Below are 19,543 nucleotides of genomic sequence, written 5' to 3' on the forward strand. Positions count from 1 at the left end.
TTATTTTTATTAAATCTATTTAGCTTGCGTCAATTCTTTTGCTTTAACTAATGAGTCTTCTGTATTAAAAGAAACGCAGTTAATCGATTTATTGATACGTTTAACCAATCCTTGTAATACTTTTCCTGGACCTACTTCAATCATTTGAGTAACGCCCATCTCGCCAATTTTTGTTACTGTTTCACTCCAGCGTACAGGACTATGTAGCTGTTTAACTAAAGCGAACTTAATAGCTTCACCACTTGTTTCAATAGCAACATCAACGTTATTAACAACATTAATTGATGGTGTTTTAAAGATAATACCTTCAAGATCGGCAGCTAACTTAACCGCAGCATCAGCCATTAGTGCACAATGAGATGGTACACTTACTGGTAGAGGTAAAACGCGTTTAGCACCTGCTACTTTACACAGTTCACCCGCACGTTCAACAGCATCTTTATGACCCGCGATAACAACTTGACCAGGTGAATTAAAATTAACAGCTGCGACAACTTCTTTAACTTCATGTGAGTCTTGTGCTTGTGCACAAGCATCAATAATCGCTTGATCATCTAATCCAATCACTGCAGCCATTGCACCAACACCCGCCGGAACACAAGTTTGCATATATTCGCCACGTTTTTCGACTAACTTAACACCATCAGTTAACGAAATAACATCTGCACATACTAAAGCTGAGTATTCGCCTAAGCTGTGACCTGCTAAAACAGCAGGTAAAATATCAGATTCGGCTTGCCAAACACGCCACAACGCAACACTCGCAGTTAATAAGGCAGGTTGTGTGAAATTTGTTTGATTAAGTTGTTCTGCTGGTCCTTGCGCAACTAATTGCCACAAGTCATAACCTAGTGCGTCAGATGCTTCTTTAAAAGTATTTTGAACAATATCATTGTCACTAAAGTCACTTAACATAGCAACGGCTTGAGAGCCTTGCCCTGGGAATACGAAGGCTAATTCACCTTGTAAGGATATATTTTGCATTTTTATTTGTTACTCTTATGTTTATAAACAATATAGACAATATAATAAAATATTATTGAGGAGACAGACCTTGCTCTAAAGAGCATTTAATTTTCTCAGGTACTTGACGCTCAACTTCTTTAACAGCTTCCATTATAGCGGAGAAAAAAGCGCCTGAATTTGCATTGCCATGGCTTTTTACAACGATACCGCGCAATCCTATCAAACTTGCACCGTTATACTGGTCGGGGTTCATTGACTTAAATAATTTTTTTAAACTAGGTTTAACAATAAAAGCTAACATTTTTACTAAAATGTTCTGTTGGAAGAGTGTTTTTGATCTTTTATACACTAAACGAGCAACACCTTCACAGGTTTTTAGTGCTACATTACCAACAAAGCCATCACAAACAATAACGTCAGCTTTATTAGAGAAAATATCTCCTCCCTCAATAAAACCAATATAATTGATATCTTTATTGTCAGATAATTCAAGTGCAGCTTGCTTAATATGGTCACTGCCTTTAATTGATTCTTCCCCCATATTGAGTAATGCTATACGAGGTTTATCAATACCATCAACTTGCTGGGCCATAACAGAACCCATAATTCCAAATTGGTAGAGTACATGTGAATCACAAAAAACATTCGCACCTAAATCAAGCATAAATACGTGTTTGTCATCATCATGTGTAGGTAAAGAAGAAATTAAGGCTGGACGTTCAACACCAGGTAATGTTTTTAAAACAAAATGTGCCATGGAAAATAAAGCACCTGTATTACCTGCACTAACACATGCTTGGGCTTTACCATCATGAACAAGATCTAATGCTTTACGCATAGATGAATCTTTTTTTGTTCGAAGAGCAAAGGCTGGTTTTTCATCCATTTCAACAACTTCTGAGGTCGGGAAAATAGATAACTGTTGATGTTGAGCTAATGCTTCTTTGGAAATATTTAATCGTGCAAGTTCTGATGTAATGATCTGTTCATCACCACAAAGAATTAGATGCAAGTTAGGCAGATGATTAATTGCCATTATTGCTGAAGGAATTGTTATAGAGGGGCCTTTATCGCCCCCCATAACATCTAACGCTAAGGTTAGTATTTCTTGACTATTCAAGCGAAAATTAATTAGCTATAAATAGGGTATTAAAGTAAATTCGCTTAGTTAGCGATTACTTTAACGCCTTTGTAAAAGCCATCAGCTGTTACATGGTGACGACGATGTGTTTCACCTGATACTGGATCTACTGATAAATTCTCTGCTGTTAAAGCATCATGTGAACGGCGCATGCCACGTCTTGAACGAGACTTTTTGCTTTTTTGAACTGCCATGAGTTACTCCTAAATCGGGTTATTAGTTAAATTGCTAAATGCGTTTAACTATTTAAATTGTTTTAATACGTCAAATGGGTTCGGCTTCTCAAGCTCTTCCGGCAATTCACCCCAAACCGTATCAGCATCAGCTGAACAGTCTTCAATGTTATGCCTTGGAATAAATGGAATAGAAAGTAAAAACTCTTCTTCCACTAACTCTCGTAAGTTTACTTCACCATCTTCATTTAATTCTATTACATCATAATATGATGGAATATTTTCAGCTGCTTCTTCATTTTTTGCTGGACTAAAAATAAAATCTACTTTTAATTCCATATCAAAAAGCTCATTACACCGCTGACAAGTTAATGCAACTAATGCCGATGCTGTGCCTGACATTACTGTCAAACCACGTTCATCCACATCAAACTTAACACTAACTTGAGCATACTCACTGCGCATTTCGCTGACAGCAAGAAGCCTAGTCATTTCCGACACGTTAAATATACCTTCACACACAAGCCTGCGCTGTGCACTTCGGGATGGACTAATTGTAATCGGAAGCTTAAGATTCTGCATAAGTCGCGCATAATAAAGCTCCAAGAGGCAACTGTCAAAAGAAAATTAGCTTATTTTGTTTAAAAACGATAGATTGACCCAATAATAACAGTAATATGATAATTATTGTTTAATTGTTCATCAAAATTGATCAATTCCCACATTTTTAAGGATCTTCATGAAAACCTTAGTTTTAGGCTCTACCTCCCCTTTTCGTAAAAGTATTTTAGAAAAACTCAACTTAGCTTTTGAATGTGCTAAACCTGATGTGGATGAAACAGCTTTAGCCAATGAAGCACCTCAAGCGTTAGTTGAGCGTTTAGCAATTGCAAAAGCAAAAGCCGTAGCAAGTGAATTTTCTAATGCACTTATTATAGGCTCAGATCAAGTCGCAGTTTGTGACGGTGAAATTTTAGGTAAACCTCATACCTTTGAAAATGGTATAAAGCAGCTGACTAAGTTTAGTAATAAAAGTGTCACCTTTTATACTGGTTTATGTGTCTATGATAGTGCAAGTAATACTAGTACTTCATTAGTTGAACCTTTTATAGTGCATTTTAATGAATTGTCGCGCTCAGAAATAGAAAGCTATTTAAAAGCAGAACAACCTTACAATTGTGCAGGTAGTTTTAAAAGTGAAGGTCTAGGTATTTGTTTATTCAAAAAACTTGAAGGTGATGATCCTAATACGCTTATTGGTTTACCGTTAATTAAATTAGTTAGCTTACTTAAAGAGCATGGCTTAGATACCTTAGCGCAACAAAACCTAACGTGCTAACAACCGCTAGCAAATGCTTAATAAAAGCCGTAACCGGACGCTGTGTAAGCGTCTGGTCAATATCACTCTTTATAGACAATAAATAACCTGAACTATTGTTCTACTATTACATTTATTTTAGACTTTAGACTATTGAATAATTATTATTCAATAGTGATTTTGTTATTATATTCTTGATTTCACATAATCGCCTTGACTGTTAATCCTTTAATATAGGAAAACAGTTGGCATTTGTTCTTTCGTCGCTTATTGTGAACAATTATATTTACCCTATTAATAGGATAAGTAGATCGACTAATAAAAGTCATTGTATTGAAAGTCCAAAGGAATAAAAATGTTAAAAAAATATGTATTTTTACTATCTACGTTACTCTTGTCTTCAAACGCGATAGCTCAATGGGAGCTAGTGAATGATAAATCAACCATTAACTATGTTTCAACTAAAGCATCAAAAGTAGGAGAGGTAAATAGCTTTAAAAAGCTTAATGGTACGCTCAAAGATACAGGAGAATTATCTTTAGCTATTGACTTAAGTAGTGTTGAAACCAATATTGCTATTCGTAATGAACGTGTTAAAACTATGCTTTTTGACGTTGCTTCATTTTCAAACGCAAATATTAGCGCGAATTTAGATCCAAAGTTATTCAGCGAGCTCACTGTTGGTGAGTCATACCAAAGTACAATTAGTTTCAATTTATCTTTACATGGCGTATCACAACAAATAACAACAGATATACAAGTAGTTAAATTAGCTAAGAATGACATATTAGCCTTTTCATTAAGCCCAATCATTATTAATGCTAATAAGTATAATTTAGTCGCTGGTATTGAAAAGTTGCGTGAAGTTGCCAATCTTCCGTCAATCAGCCCTGTTGTTCCAGTGTCATTCAGTTTAGTATTTAAACAGCAATAAATTTAAAACTACAAATCTCTTCACGATTTTACAGCGATAATAAGGATACATATGAGCCAAATTAAAGGATTTGCTTTATCAATTATTCTGGTTATCGCTTTATTTTTAATTTCTGCAATATCTGCTGGTATTGTTGCTGATCTTATCGGCGTTTGGAAAAAGCCTATAATAGGTGCTTTTGCTGCTTTTTGTGTTGTTATGTGTGGTTATATAACAGCACCAAGTTACAAAAGAGAAGCTGCCCTTATTTGGTTCATTGTAGGCGCTATTGCAGCTTGGTTCTTATCAGGAGATTCTTTTTATCCAGAAGATCATGAACATGAATATCAGCTTACAATCATTCCTATTATCGCAACGTATCTCAGTGGTATATTTGCTCTATTGATATGCTTGGTTTGGCATAAACAGCGCGATAATCAATAAGTAGTATTTGAGAACTTTACAGATGCTGTCATTTAAACGTATTTTAAATAACCAAGTAACTCAACAACTAGACTAGCAACGCCTTTAACTCACTTAACGAGTCAACGATAAATTTAGGTGAATACTTTTCAAGTGTTGGCTTATCATGAACACCAAAACTTACTCCAATACTATCAATGCCTGCATTTTTTGCCATTTTTAAATCATAGCTTGTATCACCAATCATTAACGCTTCATGTGAAGATATACCTAATTCAGATAAAATACTAAGCAGCATTGTAGGATCCGGTTTTGATGGCATTTCATCAGCACAACGAGTTGTATGAAACAGATTCGTTGTGTTACTCAAACTTAAGACGCTTGCTAAACCTGCTCTACCTTTTCCTGTTGCAACAGCTAGTAACTTATTGTGCTGTTTTAAAGTAACAAGTAATTCCATCGCATCATTAAATAAAGGCGATGGTGTAGTATTAACTTCAAGGTATTGATATTTGTACTGTACTGACATGGCTTCTATTTGTTCAGCTGTTATGTCAGTAAATAACCGGTCGAATACTACAGGCAAGCTTAACCCAATAATGTCTTTTACTTCATTATTGGTTGGTGTAACTAAACCAACAGTGTCGGCGGCTGATTGCATTGACGATACAATACGATCAACCGAATTCATCAATGTGCCATCCCAGTCAAAAATAATTAACTTATAATTTTTCATAAATACGTTCTAATTTAGTTGTTTGTTATTCTCTAACTAATTTAGTCAGTAATTTTTCCAAACTTGGCTCAAGCGGCGCTTCTATTGTTATACGCTCTTCTGTTTTTGGGTGAGTAAATTCAATGCTCGCGGCATGTAAAAACAAACGTTTTAAACCTTTGCTTTTCATCTCAGCATCAAAACCTTCATGACCATACTTTGCATCCATAGCGATAGAATGACCACTCACTTGACAATGCACACGAATTTGATGGGTTCTACCGGTTACAGGAAAAGCACGAACTAAGGTTGCACCGCGATAACGTTCTAATACTTTATATCGTGTTTCTGACTCTTTACCATTGATATTATCGGTAATTACTACGCGCTCTCCGGATTTAAGATCATTCTTTCTTAATCCCTCAGTAACACGGGTTAATTTAGTTGGCCAATGACCTTTCACCAAAGCATGATAAAATTTCTGAACATTTTTACTGCGTAGTTGTTCATGTAAGTGACGTAATGCCGAACGTTTTTTAGCAACCACCAAACAACCTGACGTATCTCTATCAAGTCGATGTACTAACTCTAACATACGAGCATCAGGGCGAAGAGAACGAAGCGCTTCAATTAAGCCAAAACTTAAACCACTACCGCCATGAACAGCCATTCCTGACGGTTTATTAATAACAATTAATCGGTCGTCTTCAAATAATATTTGTTTTTCAAGGTTAGCAACAATACTTAGACCTGTAGATACAGCATCTGCTTTTTCTGATACACGAATTGGCGCAATTCGCACAACATCATCAACCAATAACTTATAAACCGGTTTAATACGTTTTTTATTTACACGTATTTCACCTTTACGCATTAAACGATATAAATGACTTTTAGGAACACCTTTTAAGGTTCTTAATAAAAAATTATCAATACGCTGACCGGCATCTTCACCATCAATAGTTATATATTGTACTTGTGGTTTATCGTCAGTTTGATTTTCATCACCCTTTGATTTTTTTATCTCTGCTTTTTGTACTAGTGGTTTTTGTGACATGGCTTGCGTTTAATTAACTTAGATTCTTAATGACACGCAGTTTAACATACTTTTTTTACTGCATTTTGACATTTAATCTGTTTTTTTATTGGCTTATCATACTTTATAAGGGATAATGACGAGGTTAATACTTAACAACGTTATTTACTGGGTAAATTTCTAAATAAAAACTTACCTACACAGTGAATAAAAAAGTATTATATTTGAAGCTTTACAGAGAGATGTAAGAGGCAAACTGCGGCCACATTAGTATGCATAACCGATAAAAAGGTAATTGACACATTAATAGTACGGCCTATTGTACAATTAACGCGTGTAACTTGTTAATCATGACATAAACAGTTTTATCACTAAAAGATACTAGTCCAGCTCCATAAAGCAATTTATTTAAATTAACTTATTTTGCAAAAAAGTTTTAATTTAATAATTAAATGCGCAACAAAGAAGTGTAAAACATCACTAAGCAAATTTTTATTATTTAATTGCAAATATAAGTGCGCACAGCACATTCGCTGAGCACATAAAGAAACAAGAACGCTATGATACTTGAATAAGTCAGGTCATAGCCAATAGAAACAATCAAAATTTATAACAGCTTATCGTGGTTTGATGACACGTTAGGATTGACACCCGTGAGGTTGACAAAATGCTGTTACATCACTACAGATTGCACTACTTTGTGTACTAAGCACTAGTGTGCTGTGACTTAAAATTGAGTCACACAAACTATGAAACGTATGTTAATAAACGCTACCCAATCGGAAGAATTGCGTGTAGCACTCGTTGATGGACAAAAACTTTACGATTTAGATATCGAAAGTCCTGGCCATGAACAAAAAAAATCAAATATTTATAAAGCAAAAATCACACGTATTGAACCTTCTTTAGAAGCCGCTTTTGTTGACTATGGTGCTGATCGCCATGGTTTCTTACCAATGAAAGAAATCGCGCGTGAATACTTCCCTAAAGGTTATACATTCCAAGGTCGTCCAAGCATCAAAGATGTATTACACGAAGGCCAAGAAGTAATTGTTCAAATCGACAAAGAAGAACGTGGTCAAAAAGGCGCTGCGTTAACTACTTTTATCAGCTTAGCCGGTAGTTATTTAGTATTAATGCCAAATAATCCTCGTGCTGGTGGTATTTCACGTCGTATTGAAGGTGATGAACGTACTGATTTAAAAACCTCACTAAGTAAACTTGACCTACCTAAAGGCATGGGACTTATTGTTCGTACTGCCGGTGTTGGTAAAGCTTATGAAGAATTAGAATGGGATTTAAGCGTTTTATTACATCATTGGAAAGCAATCAGTGATGCAGCTGAAAGTCGTAAAGCACCTTTTTTAATTCATCAAGAAACCAACCTTATTTTACGCGCTATTCGCGATTATTTACGCCGTGACATTGGCGAAGTTTTAATTGATCGCCCAAAAACATTCGAAAGTGTTAAAAAGCATATTGAAATAGTACGCCCTGATTTCTTGAGTAAAATTAAGCTTTATACCAGTGATGTTCCTCTATTCACGCATTATCAAATTGAAACGCAAATTGAAACGGCATTTCAACGTGAAGTACGCTTACCTTCAGGCGGTTCAATCGTAATTGATCCAACAGAAGCTATGACTTCTATCGATATTAACTCTGCTCGCGCAACTAAAGGCAGCGATATCGAAGAAACAGCATTTAATACCAACTTAGAAGCAGCAGAAGAAATAGCCCGTCAATTACGTTTACGTGATTTAGGTGGTTTAGTTGTTATCGATTTTATCGATATGACCCCTGTTCGCCATCAACGTGAAGTTGAAAACCGTATGCGTGACTCTGTTCGTCAAGACAGAGCACGTATTCAATTAGGCCGAATTTCTCGTTTTGGTTTATTAGAAATGTCGCGTCAACGCTTGCGCCCTTCTATTGGTGAAACTAGCCAAGGTGTATGTCCTCGTTGTAGTGGTACTGGCCAAGTGCGTGGCGTTGAATCACTTGCTTTGTCTGTACTTCGTTTAATGGAAGAAGAAGCCATTAAAGAAAATACACTACACGTTCAAGCACAAGTACCTGTGCCTGTTGCTACTTACTTACTTAATGAAAAGCGCCGTTCAGTAATGCATATTGAAAAGCATCATGGCGTACGTGTTTTAATCATCCCTAACCCTCATATGGATACACCACAATATGAAGTATTACGTGTTAAAAATGATGAAACAGTTAGTGAAGCTAGTTATGACATTTCGATTAAACAAGCAGAGCTTGAAGAAGCGAAAATGCCTAAGTTTGATAAAGTAGCGGTTAAACGTGATGAACCATTAATTCAAGCGATGGGCCAAGGAATGACAGCACCTAATGTTGCTCCTGTTGCGGAACCAGCGAAAGCACCAGTATCGAATAAAGCGGCTATTTCTGAAAGTAAACCTACAGGCTTTTTTACTTGGTTAAAAGGTTTGTTTACCTCAGAAGAAGTAGTTAAAGAAGAGAAAAAAACGGAAAGTAAACCTAAGCCTGAGAACAATAATCAACAACGTAATCGTCAAGGTCAACGCCGTGGTAATAACCGTAATGGTAACCGTGGTAACAACCGTAATGATGAACGTACTAATGATCGCAACCAAAATCGTAATGCAAAAGTAAATGATAAGTCTACTAATGCACGTAATGAACGCGATGATACGAAGAAAAATACACCTAATAAAGCTAAAGCGCATAATAAAAAACCTGAACATGATAAAAATAAACCAGTAAAAGAAGAAGTTGTTGCTGAGCGCCGTCAACGCAGAACTAACCGTAAAAAAGTACGTGTAAATAAGGCAAAGGTAGAGCAAGCCACGACTTCAGCTCAAGTTGCAGTACCTGAACAAAAAGAAGCGGTTAATAAACCCAAAAAACCAGCTAAAAATACGACTACAGAAACAGTTAGCACTACGGTTACTACTGAAAAAGCAGCTGAAACTGATAAACAAGTGACACCGGTAACAACAGAAGAAACGAAAGGAAACAATGAAGAGCGTTCTCGTAATAGACGTTCTCCAAGACACTTACGTTCTAATGGTCAACGTAGACGCCGTGACAAGAAACCAGAGGATGAAGTAGTACAAGGTTCAGCTGAAAATGCACCAGCTACCGATACACCAGCGGAAAATAATGAAGCAATTGAAGCGCGTTACCCGAAAGGTGAAACACCTGTAGCAAAAGCAACAGCAGAAACTGTTAGTGAAGCTACTACAACTGAAAAGCCAAAAGCTACAGTCAAAAAAGAAAGTAATACCGCTAAAAAAGTTGAGACTGAAGCACCAACGCCTGAAGTTACTTCTGAACCTGTTATTGCTGAATCGACTGCTGAATCGACTACTGCCGAGCCAGTTATTTCTGAGCCTGCTAATGCTGAGCCGGTTGTTTCTGATGCTACACCAGCTATTACTGAAGAAAAACACCAAGATTTACCATTAACTGAGGTTAAAGTTGAATCAAGCGTTAACAACGAAACTGCACCAACTAAAGCAGCAACAGCTAACGATAGCGATAGCGATAGCGAAAAACCTGTTGATACTTCAACTGAGGTAGTAGAGCCAGTTAAAAAGGCTGTTCAACCTCAAAAACCTATCGTCAATGAGGTTATCGTTGACACTGTTTCAGTAGATGAAACAACTGATAAGGTTGCTGATAATGGTGTTACTAATAATAGTAATGATGTGCAGGTAGAAACTACTGATAAAGTTGAAGCTGAGCAAGAAGCACCAAAAGCAGAGACTAAAGTTAAATCGAAAAAAGTTGAGGCTAAGGTTACCAAAAAAGCCCCAAATAAAGACAAGAAATTAGCAAGACAAGTGAAAAAAGCTAACCGCTTATCTGGTCGTGCTTCTTCACCAATGACAAAAACTGAAACGATAACAACTATTCACGAGATTCCAACTAGCTTTATGGCTAATGAAGACCGTGTAGCACATAAAGTTTCAGGACGTACAGCAATTTCTGCCGATGTAACAAGTAGAAGCTCTGCACCAGCGACAAAACCAACGTTATAAGCTTTAAAAGCTTATAAGCAAAAAGCCAGTTGTTATTATTAACAACTGGCTTTTTTAATTCTAAAATTTAGCTTGTTTTGAAATCAGTTTACATAGCTAGGGCTTATGATGAAAAAGTGAAAAACGTTAGTTAACCTGAGCTCGGCTTAATATATTCTTCTCTAACAGCTACTTTTACTTGCTTCATCGTTAAATTGACTTGTAATAGATTAGCTATTGACGCGAAATTTTCCTTGAAGAAAAAACAACTATCAAGCTAGAGCATAAGTTAAATTTTATTAGTCTTTATTTCAATGAATTAAAAACACCTTAAACCGAGCTCAGGTGAGTTAATCACAATGCTGTTTGATCACTTCAGCTAACCGCTCAACTGCTGAAGCTAGCTCTTCTTCACTCGCGTTAGTAAAGTTTAATCGTAAAGCGGGAGTCACGCATGTTCTATCATTATAAAATACAGAGCTTGGTACTACAGCTACACCATGCTCCAATGCCGACTTAGCTAAAGCATCTACATCACATTTAGGTAATGATAGCCATATAAACATCCCTCCATCAACTTCATTTACTTGACAAAGCGGCACTAAATGCAATGAGATATTTTTAAATAATGCCTTGTAACGCCTATAATAAAGTTGTCTTAACTCTTCTAAATGTTGTTCAAATCCATCATGTTGTAACAAGTCTAGTAATACTGCTTGCATTGGAATACTTGAGTGTAAGTCAGATGCTTGTTTAACAATATTCAAAGTATTAATCCAGTCAGCTCGACCAGTAACCAAACCTAATCTAATGCCTGGTGTTGCTATTTTCGAGTATGAGCGCAGTACCAATGAATTATCAGGACAAAAGCTTGATACTAAGGGTAAAGCTTCTCCCTTAAAACGAAGCTCTCTATAAGGTACATCTTCAATAAATGCCACCTTATATTTATTACACAACGCTGCAACTTTTTGGCGTACAGCTAAAGACCAACATACACCCGTTGGATTATGAAAGTCAGGTACTGCATAAAAAAGAGTAACATCATTAGTTGAGAAACAAATTTCTAATTCGTCTAAATCGGGTCCGTCAAAGCTTTGTGAAACACTTTTAATGTTAGCTTGAGTCAAACCAAATACTTGAATAGCCCCTAAATAACTCGGCGCTTCCATCACTATGATGTCGCCAGGATTAATAAATGCTCGTGCGATAAGATCTAACCCTTGCTGTGAGCCCGTACAAACAATTCCATCATGTGATTGAGGTAATTGATAACGTTCCTTTAAATATGTCAATAATGGAGCATAACCTGCCGTATTACCATATTGAAACAACTCAGTTCTATTAGGTAAATTAACTAATGCATTTGTCATTAGTGCCAATGGAAATTTATCATTTGCGGGTAAGCCTCCAGCCAAAGATATAACACCTGGCGCACTGGCAGCAGCTAAGATTTCACGGATATAAGAAGGTTGAATATTTTGTAACGATTTTGCTAGTTTCATGGTAAGTACAGTTTTTTATTAATGACTTGTAGAATACGATAACTTGAGATTTTTTACTTGTCCGTTTATGCTGTTATGTATGTCCATTTATGCTATAAATTTCAAAGATAATGCAAACTAACCAACAAATTTCACGCATTAACGACGTATTATATTTTATCCATCAAGATATAAGTCAAACATTACTCGCAAAAGATCTTGCCGCAATTGCCGCTTATTCAGAGCAACACTTTCATCGACTATTCAAAACGATTGTCGGAGAACCTGTACATCATTATATTCGCCGAATTAGAATTGAATTTGCAGCTAACCAGTTAATGTTTGACGCAACAACTTCTGTGTTAAACATCGCCATAAAATCTGGATTTTCATCCGTATCATCATTTAGCCGTGCTTTTAAAACAATATTTGCAATGTCACCAGGTGAATGGCGTAATAAAGATCGTCAACATCAAGATAAACCCTTTTTAGCTGATAAAGAAGTTGCTAAGTACTATCAACAACTTAATACAATGACTGTACCTAAATGTGAATTAATAAACCTTCCCCAGAGACATGTCGCTTATGTCCGTCATCAAGGGTATGATCGTTCTATAGCTAATGCTTGGCAAAAACTAAATGCATGGGCCAGCATTCAACAACGCGACTTTTCACAACAATACGGTTTGCATCATTCAAATCCTGCCTGGGTAGCCCTTGATAAGTGTCGTTATGTTGCATGTTTAGGTATTGATCGACCTATTCAACGCAGAGGATTAATCAATAGTATGACAATACCTGGAGGCTTACATGCTGTATTTAAGTTACAAGGAAAATATGGCGAGCTATTACCACAATTAAGTAATATTTTAGAATATTGGCTGCCCTCTTCAGGATTTAAAATGTTATCAACACCTGCTTACGTTCATTATCGGAAAAATCACTTTTTAACTGAAGATGAACGGTTTGACTTAGATTTTTGTTTACCTATATATTTAGGTGATAACGAGGGTTAAAAGTTATCACAACGAATAATAACATTTACAAACTAGCTTGCTGCTAACCATAAAGCAACAAGGATCATTAAAGTACCCGATAGCCGATTCAAATACTTTACATTATTTTGTTCCGTGAATACCTTACCTATGGTTTTTCCTCCTGCTGCATATAACATCATGCAGGTAAACTCTGAGACTAATATGATGGTAATTAACACTGATAATTGAGGAGCAAGCGCATATTGCGTATTAATAAAAGGCGGTAATAAAGAAATCATAAATGCCCAACCTTTAGGGTTAGCTATTGCCGTTATAAACCCTTGATAGAATAAGCTCCCCTTATTGGTATTGACGGTTGAACTATTATTAATTGAAATTGCTAATTTACCTTTTGAGCGCCACATATTTATACCGATATAAAACAAATACCCCGCACCAATAAATTTTAAAATATCAAATATCTGTGGTAATTCAAGCATAATGGCTGACACACCAATAACTGATGATACAGCCACAATGGCTACGCCAATTAACTCACCCCACATCATCCATAACGTTTTTCTAATACCAATAGACATACCCAGCACCATAGCTAAAGTCATACACATACCGGGTGTAATTGAGACAATAAAAAAGGTCGGAATAAATAAGCTAACTAAAGTAAAGTCTAACAAGCAGCACGCTCAACATAATAATGACAATAATAACGACTTTATCAATAAACCTTACCTTTCACAATTAGCTTATTTACAATAATTACTAATTAAAAATCAACGTCTTATTACTTGAAGAATTACTTACTTTTAGATTTGCAAATAAATTGTAAATTATTTCTGTTTCAACGCTTATCTCCCTGCTAGAATAGCGGCAATTTTATTTGTCATCATGTAACGTACTACAATTTCGTTTACATGATTTTTTCGGAAATACTTAGTAATGCGTACCAGTCAATACTTACTGTCTACTTTAAAAGAAACTCCTGCTAGTGCAGAAGTAATAAGCCACCAATTAATGCTACGCGCTGGGCTGGTAAGAAATCTTGCCTCAGGTCTATACACATGGTTACCAACAGGTTTACGTGTATTAAAAAAAGTTGAAAATATTGTTCGTGAAGAAATGCAACGCACGAATGCTAATGAAATATTAATGCCTATGGTTCAGCCTGCTGATTTATGGGAAGAATCGGGTCGTTGGGATGATTATGGCCCAGAATTATTACGATTAAATGATCGTCATAAACGTCCTTTCGTTTTAGGCCCAACTCATGAAGAAGTGATAACGAAGTTAGTCGCTAATGTAGTAAGTAGTTATAAACAACTACCACTTTCATTATTTCAAATTCAAACCAAATTTCGCGATGAAATTAGACCTAGATTCGGTGTAATGCGTAGTCGTGAATTTTTAATGAAAGATGCCTATTCATTTCATTTAGAGGACGATTGTTTAGAAAAAACATATAAAACAATGTTTGATGCATATTGTCGTATATTTGATCGCTTAGGACTAAACTATCGCCCCGTTTTAGCTGATAGTGGTTCAATTGGTGGTGACGCAAGCCATGAATTCCATGTGTTAGCAGAATCAGGTGAAGATGATATCGCTTTCAGTGATGTTAGCGACTTTGCTGCGAATGTTGAAAAAGCTGAAGCTTTAGCACCAACTGAGCAACGAGCAGAGCCTACGCAAGATTTAACTAAAGTTGCTACACCCAATGTGGCCAGTATCGAAGATGTTACTGACTTTTTAAAAGTAGATATCAAAAATACAGTTAAAACATTGCTTGTTTGTGGTGTTGAGAATGAAGATGGTACAACACCTATTATTGCCCTTGTCTTACGTGGTGATCATCAACTCAATGAAATTAAAGCAGAAAACTTACCACAAGTAGCAACACCATTAGCATTTGCAACCGATGATCAAATAATGTCTGCTGCAAATTGTAAAGCAGGCTCTATAGGCCCTGTTGGGCTAGATGTTAAAGTGATTGTCGATAGAACTGCGGCACAATTAAGTGACTTTATTTGTGGTGCTAATGAAAATGATATGCACTTTACCGGTGTAAACTGGGAAAGAGATTGTTCAGACATTGAAATTGCAGACTTACGTAATGTTGTTGAAGGTGATCCAAGCCCTTGTGGCCAAGGAAAAATAATTATCAAACGTGGTATTGAAGTTGGTCATATTTTCCAATTAGGCACCAAATACGCTAAAGCAATGAACTGTACCGTATTAAATGAAGGTGGAAAAAACCAAACGTTAACCATGGGTTGTTATGGTATCGGTATTTCTCGTATTGTGGCTGCTGCAATAGAGCAAAATCATGATGAATATGGCATTAAATGGCCTGAAGCTATTGCCCCATTCCAAGCTGCGATTGTGCCAATGAATATGGCAAAATCAGCACGCGTAAAAGAAACGGCTGAAGCGTTATATGAAACATTAAAACAAAACAATATTGATGTTTTGTTTGACGATAGAAAAGAACGTCCAGGTGTTATGTTTGCTGATCATGAATTAATGGGGACACCATATTTATTGATTGTTGGCGAACGCAACCTCGATGCTCAACAAGTCGAATTGAAAAACCGCATTACAGGTGAAAAATCACTGATTGCTATTGATGATGTTATGTCACTTTTTAGTTAAATGTTAGTTATCATTGTGATGTGAATAAAAAGGAGCTTAGGCTCCTTTTTTGTTATGTTAATACCAATAAAATTGCTTTTTATACTGTTTTATACAAAACAATCACAAATTATCATTAAAAACTTACTCTTAGCTATTTCAATGCGTAGCATTTTTAGCAACAATGGACTATACCTTAACCCCTATACAAAAGAAGTACCCTTGCCATGAAAGCTATTATCAAGTCATCTAAATTAAACAATGTTTGTTATGAAATTAGAGGGCAAATAGCAGCCGAAGCGCGTCGCTTAGAAGATGAAGGCCATAAGATTCTCAAATTGAATATCGGTAACCCTGCCCCATTCGGTTTCGAAGCACCTGATGATATATTAAAAGACGTGATCTATAATTTACCTAGCTCTCAAGGATACAGTGAATCAAAGGGAATATACTCTGCTCGTGTTGCTGTTATGCAATATTTTCAACAACAAGGCATTAAAGATGTCAGAGTAGATGATATTTTTATTGGTAACGGTGTTAGCGAGCTTATTGTCATGGCAATGCAAGGCTTGTTAAATAATGGCGATGAAGTCTTAATTCCAGCTCCTGACTACCCATTATGGACAGCAGCAGTTGCTTTATCAGGCGGTACTCCTAAGCATTATATTTGTGATGATGAAAATTTTTGGTATCCAGATATCGAAGATATGGAAAGTAAAATCACAGATAAAACTAAAGCCATTGTCTTAATTAATCCTAATAATCCAACCGGCTCTGTATACCCTGCGGAAGTACTTCAAGGCATTATAGCGCTTGCCAGAAAGCATAGTTTGATTATTTTTAGCGATGAAATTTACGATAAAATATTATACGACCAAGCTAAACATATTCCTACAGCATCACTTGCACAAGATGTGTTGATCATCACCATGGGTGGCTTATCTAAAAATTACCGTATTGCCGGTTTTAGAGCAGGTTGGATGGTTGTTTCTGGTCCTAAAATACATGCTGAAGATTATCTAGAAGGCCTTGATATATTAGCGTCAATGCGATTATGTGCCAATGTGCCGTGCCAACATGCTATTCAAACAGCTTTAGGTGGTTATCAAAGTATTAATGAGTTAATCACCGGAGATGGACGCTTATTAAAGCAACGTAATATTGCTGCAAAAATGATTAATGATATTGATGGTTTATCATGTCACCCTGCGATGGGCGCTTTATATCTTTTCGTGAAAGTAGATGCTGAGAAATTTAACATCACTAACGATGAAAAAATGATTTTAGATCTACTTAAACAAGAAAAAATTCTACTCGTTCATGGTAGTGCTTTTAATATTGAAGCTAATAACTATTTCAGATTAGTATTTTTGCCACATGTAGATGAATTAGTGCCAGCATTAGTAAAACTTAAAAATTTCTTTGCCACTTACCAGCAAGTATAGGGCATAGACTAAGGTAAGCGAAGGTTAACCTTACCTCGCTTACCTTAAAACTTGCTAACTAATCTGGACGAGAAAGTTCATCTAATGTCTGCATACAAGCAGGGAATTGAGATTGGAAATATTCTTTAACTTCTGGCCATTGTTCGCAATGCTTGCTTACTCTACCTTCTAACAGTTTAGCCGCGTCGATAAATTCTCTATTACCCACATTTACTTCTGATAAACTATAATGATATGCAGCTAAATCATCTGCCGATTTAACAATAGCTTTCGTCTGCTTATCTACATTTGCTTGAATCACCAACGGCGCCATAGCTTGGTGTAAATATTCAGGCAACCCTTGGTATACCATAGAGTGCTCAACTTCACTTTCTATTTGCTTTATTTGCTTGGTTAATTCAGGATTATAATATTTTAATGGACTAGGAATATCCCCCACGCCTCCAGATTCACTGGCTTCATGATACAGTGCAGCTAAAGCTATTGCAGAAGGGTCATAAGTTCGTTTAAATTTTATTTTGCCAATTAAAGCAATTTGATGACTAATTAACGCGACTTCAAATGAGTGTTGTGCACAGGTTTCTGGCTCTCTTGAGGCCATTAATGGCCAACGTATTATTTTTCTTAGTCTTAACATCCACGCGCTAAAACTACCTTTTTTGTGGTGAAACATACAATCCTTTAACTAATTATTAGAAAATTTTTCTCTAATTGCAGTGAATTCATCAAAATTTTCAACAATTAAATCAACCAGCGAAGCATCAAACTTCTTATTTTTTTCTGAAATAATAAAGTCTTTTATTCTCTCATCTGACCATGGCTCTTTATAACACCGTTGCGAGCCTAATGCATCAAACACATCTACAACTGCCATAATTCTAGACTCTATAGGAATGCTCTCTCCTTTTAACCCATCTGGAAAACCAGAGCCATCCCAGTTTTCGTGGTGATAATGCGCCAGCCTCGAGGCTAATTTAGACAAGTTTGCAGTAGATTGTTGTAACATATCGCCGCCAATTTGGGTATGGGCTTTCATTATCTCCCATTCCTCATGGGATAAATTTTTAGTTTTAAGTAATATATCTTCTGGCACTGCAATTTTTCCTAAATCATGCAATGGCGCAGCTAAATATAATGCTTTAACAAAAGAATCTTCTAACCCCGCTTTTTTTGCTAATAATTCACAAAGCGATGCCACCCGTTTTACATGTGAGCCGGTTTCTTGACTTCGAGCCTCAACTGCTTCACTAATAATGAACAGTAGCTCTTGTTGTGATTTTTCTATTTCTTTTTGTTTGCTTAAACTTTCTAAGATTAACGCGACATTATTCGCAAATAATTCTGCCAAATTTACATTAAAGTGCTCTTTGTCATTTTCAAACTCGATATACAAAACAGACGCAGCATTACCCGGTGACTGATAATAGCCAACAAAGCAATTTTCATTGCTGTAATGGCTTCTATCTTGAAAGACCTTTTTAATTTTTTCTTTGACATCATCTGGTATATTTGAAGACTCTAGAGAATCAGACTTACTGACATATCGACCAGTACAAGCAAGTATTAAACTCGAAGATTGCAGATCAAAATCAATTTGCGTTCGAGCAATGTATAAAGCAGAGCTATCAACATTCATTAACGATAATAAATGACTTAATGCCGCAGAGCCAAAAGCCTTCAATTGATCTTTCTTAAGTAAATCATGCGTCGCTTCAAGTAACTTTTTAAATGCATCTAAGCTACGTTGAATAGTCATAATATCTCGGTATGCTCGAATACTAGCATACACTGTGGTGATCATTTTATTAGAAGTAAAATCTGTCTTTTCTTTATAATCATTAATATCATATTCTTTAATGACTTTTGCTTCTGGGGCAGTTCCCGCTTGCCCTGTTCTAAGCACTAAGCGTATAGCTTGATTCTTTAGCTCCCTTCTTATCCATTGTACTAAATCTAAACCAGCGTGATCGGTTTCCATCACAACATCAACAAATGCCATACAAAAATCATTATCTGCTAATAATGTTTCTTTCGCTTCCTCCATAGAGTAAACCGACACTATTTCTAATTGGCGATTTTCAATTTCAATTTCATTTAACACCAGCTTAGTAACTTGGTGGACAGAATCATCATCATCAACAACCAAAATGCGCCATTTTTTATTGCATTTATGTCCACTTGCACTTTTACTTGCTTCTGATTCTTCTTTAAAAATAAAATCATTCATAGGGTTAATTTTTCATTTTCCGTTTAGCCTTATTAATCAGTGTAATGCACAAAATAAAAAAAG

General features: G+C 36.1%; 17 protein-coding genes. 7 read left to right on the forward strand and 10 right to left on the reverse strand.

Annotated elements, in window-relative coordinates; genetic code table 11:
- Nucleotides 1-15: 15 nt before the first annotated feature.
- The 4 genes from fabD to yceD are packed head-to-tail and all read right to left on the reverse strand — an operon-like array spanning nucleotide 16 to nucleotide 2,862.
- Nucleotides 16-984 (reverse strand): ACP S-malonyltransferase, encoded by a 969-nt coding sequence (gene fabD, locus Q4496_RS00180; protein WP_303609729.1) that lies wholly within the window; start codon nucleotides 982-984, stop codon nucleotides 16-18.
- Nucleotides 985-1,036: 52 nt separating this feature from the next.
- Nucleotides 1,037-2,086 (reverse strand): phosphate acyltransferase PlsX, encoded by a 1,050-nt coding sequence (gene plsX / locus Q4496_RS00185; protein ID WP_289847526.1) that lies wholly within the window; start codon nucleotides 2,084-2,086, stop codon nucleotides 1,037-1,039.
- 44 nt (nucleotides 2,087-2,130) lie between these two features.
- Nucleotides 2,131-2,301: a 50S ribosomal protein L32 gene (gene rpmF / locus Q4496_RS00190; RefSeq protein WP_215972473.1), complete on the reverse strand. Its 171-nt coding sequence runs from the start codon at nucleotides 2,299-2,301 to the stop codon at nucleotides 2,131-2,133.
- 48 nt (nucleotides 2,302-2,349) lie between these two features.
- On the reverse strand, nucleotides 2,350-2,862 hold the full coding sequence (gene yceD / locus Q4496_RS00195) for a 23S rRNA accumulation protein YceD (RefSeq protein WP_215972472.1): 513 nt from the start codon (nucleotides 2,860-2,862) through the stop codon (nucleotides 2,350-2,352).
- A 157-nt stretch (nucleotides 2,863-3,019) separates the two neighbouring features.
- On the opposite strand from yceD, the gene Q4496_RS00200 reads away from it, so the two are divergent.
- From Q4496_RS00200 to Q4496_RS00210, 3 genes are all read left to right on the forward strand, one after another.
- Nucleotides 3,020-3,619 (forward strand): nucleoside triphosphate pyrophosphatase, encoded by a 600-nt coding sequence (locus tag Q4496_RS00200; protein WP_303609730.1) that lies wholly within the window; start codon nucleotides 3,020-3,022, stop codon nucleotides 3,617-3,619.
- 334 nt (nucleotides 3,620-3,953) lie between these two features.
- Nucleotides 3,954-4,532, forward strand: coding sequence for a YceI family protein (locus Q4496_RS00205; RefSeq protein ID WP_215972470.1), 579 nt, complete (start codon nucleotides 3,954-3,956; stop codon nucleotides 4,530-4,532).
- A 51-nt stretch (nucleotides 4,533-4,583) separates the two neighbouring features.
- Nucleotides 4,584-4,955 carry a hypothetical protein gene (locus tag Q4496_RS00210; protein WP_215972469.1) on the forward strand — a complete coding sequence of 124 codons (372 nt, stop codon included), beginning with the start codon at nucleotides 4,584-4,586 and terminating at the stop codon, nucleotides 4,953-4,955.
- 67 nt (nucleotides 4,956-5,022) lie between these two features.
- Here Q4496_RS00210 and Q4496_RS00215 read toward each other — a convergent pair whose 3' ends face one another.
- A complete protein-coding gene (locus Q4496_RS00215; RefSeq protein ID WP_303609731.1) occupies nucleotides 5,023-5,670 on the reverse strand; it encodes an HAD family hydrolase in 648 nt (215 codons plus the stop codon).
- A gap of 25 nt (nucleotides 5,671-5,695) precedes the next feature.
- Nucleotides 5,696-6,706, reverse strand: a complete 1,011-nt coding sequence (rluC, locus tag Q4496_RS00220) for a 23S rRNA pseudouridine(955/2504/2580) synthase RluC (RefSeq protein WP_303601682.1) — start codon at nucleotides 6,704-6,706, stop codon at nucleotides 5,696-5,698.
- Between the two features lie 728 nt (nucleotides 6,707-7,434).
- Between rluC and rne the strand changes: the two genes are divergently transcribed.
- Entirely contained in the window at nucleotides 7,435-10,722 is a 3,288-nt protein-coding gene (gene rne / locus Q4496_RS00225) for a ribonuclease E (protein WP_303609732.1), read from the forward strand.
- 329 nt (nucleotides 10,723-11,051) lie between these two features.
- On the opposite strand, the gene Q4496_RS00230 is transcribed toward rne, so the two are convergent.
- Nucleotides 11,052-12,206 (reverse strand): PLP-dependent aminotransferase family protein, encoded by a 1,155-nt coding sequence (locus Q4496_RS00230; protein ID WP_215972465.1) that lies wholly within the window; start codon nucleotides 12,204-12,206, stop codon nucleotides 11,052-11,054.
- 110 nt (nucleotides 12,207-12,316) lie between these two features.
- On the opposite strand from Q4496_RS00230, the gene Q4496_RS00235 reads away from it, so the two are divergent.
- Nucleotides 12,317-13,201 carry a GyrI-like domain-containing protein gene (locus tag Q4496_RS00235; RefSeq protein ID WP_252727423.1) on the forward strand — a complete coding sequence of 295 codons (885 nt, stop codon included), beginning with the start codon at nucleotides 12,317-12,319 and terminating at the stop codon, nucleotides 13,199-13,201.
- Nucleotides 13,202-13,233: 32 nt separating this feature from the next.
- On the opposite strand, the gene Q4496_RS00240 is transcribed toward Q4496_RS00235, so the two are convergent.
- Nucleotides 13,234-13,857 carry a LysE family translocator gene (locus Q4496_RS00240; protein WP_215972464.1) on the reverse strand — a complete coding sequence of 208 codons (624 nt, stop codon included), beginning with the start codon at nucleotides 13,855-13,857 and terminating at the stop codon, nucleotides 13,234-13,236.
- A 262-nt stretch (nucleotides 13,858-14,119) separates the two neighbouring features.
- Between Q4496_RS00240 and Q4496_RS00245 the strand changes: the two genes are divergently transcribed.
- Together Q4496_RS00245 and Q4496_RS00250 are read left to right on the forward strand one after the other, a co-directional pair.
- Complete coding sequence (locus tag Q4496_RS00245) at nucleotides 14,120-15,829, forward strand: proline--tRNA ligase (protein ID WP_215972463.1); 1,710 nt, start codon at nucleotides 14,120-14,122, stop codon at nucleotides 15,827-15,829.
- A 206-nt stretch (nucleotides 15,830-16,035) separates the two neighbouring features.
- Entirely contained in the window at nucleotides 16,036-17,253 is a 1,218-nt protein-coding gene (locus tag Q4496_RS00250) for a pyridoxal phosphate-dependent aminotransferase (RefSeq protein ID WP_215972462.1), read from the forward strand.
- Nucleotides 17,254-17,311: 58 nt separating this feature from the next.
- On the opposite strand, the gene yfbR is transcribed toward Q4496_RS00250, so the two are convergent.
- Together yfbR and Q4496_RS00260 are read right to left on the reverse strand one after the other, a co-directional pair.
- Nucleotides 17,312-17,926, reverse strand: coding sequence for a 5'-deoxynucleotidase (gene yfbR / locus Q4496_RS00255; RefSeq protein ID WP_215972461.1), 615 nt, complete (start codon nucleotides 17,924-17,926; stop codon nucleotides 17,312-17,314).
- Between the two features lie 12 nt (nucleotides 17,927-17,938).
- Complete coding sequence (locus Q4496_RS00260) at nucleotides 17,939-19,480, reverse strand: response regulator (RefSeq protein ID WP_215972460.1); 1,542 nt, start codon at nucleotides 19,478-19,480, stop codon at nucleotides 17,939-17,941.
- Nucleotides 19,481-19,543: the final 63 nt, after the last annotated feature.

The sequence above is a fragment of the Colwellia sp. 5_MG-2023 genome (genome assembly GCF_030547795.1).
Classification (GTDB): domain Bacteria; phylum Pseudomonadota; class Gammaproteobacteria; order Enterobacterales; family Alteromonadaceae; genus Colwellia.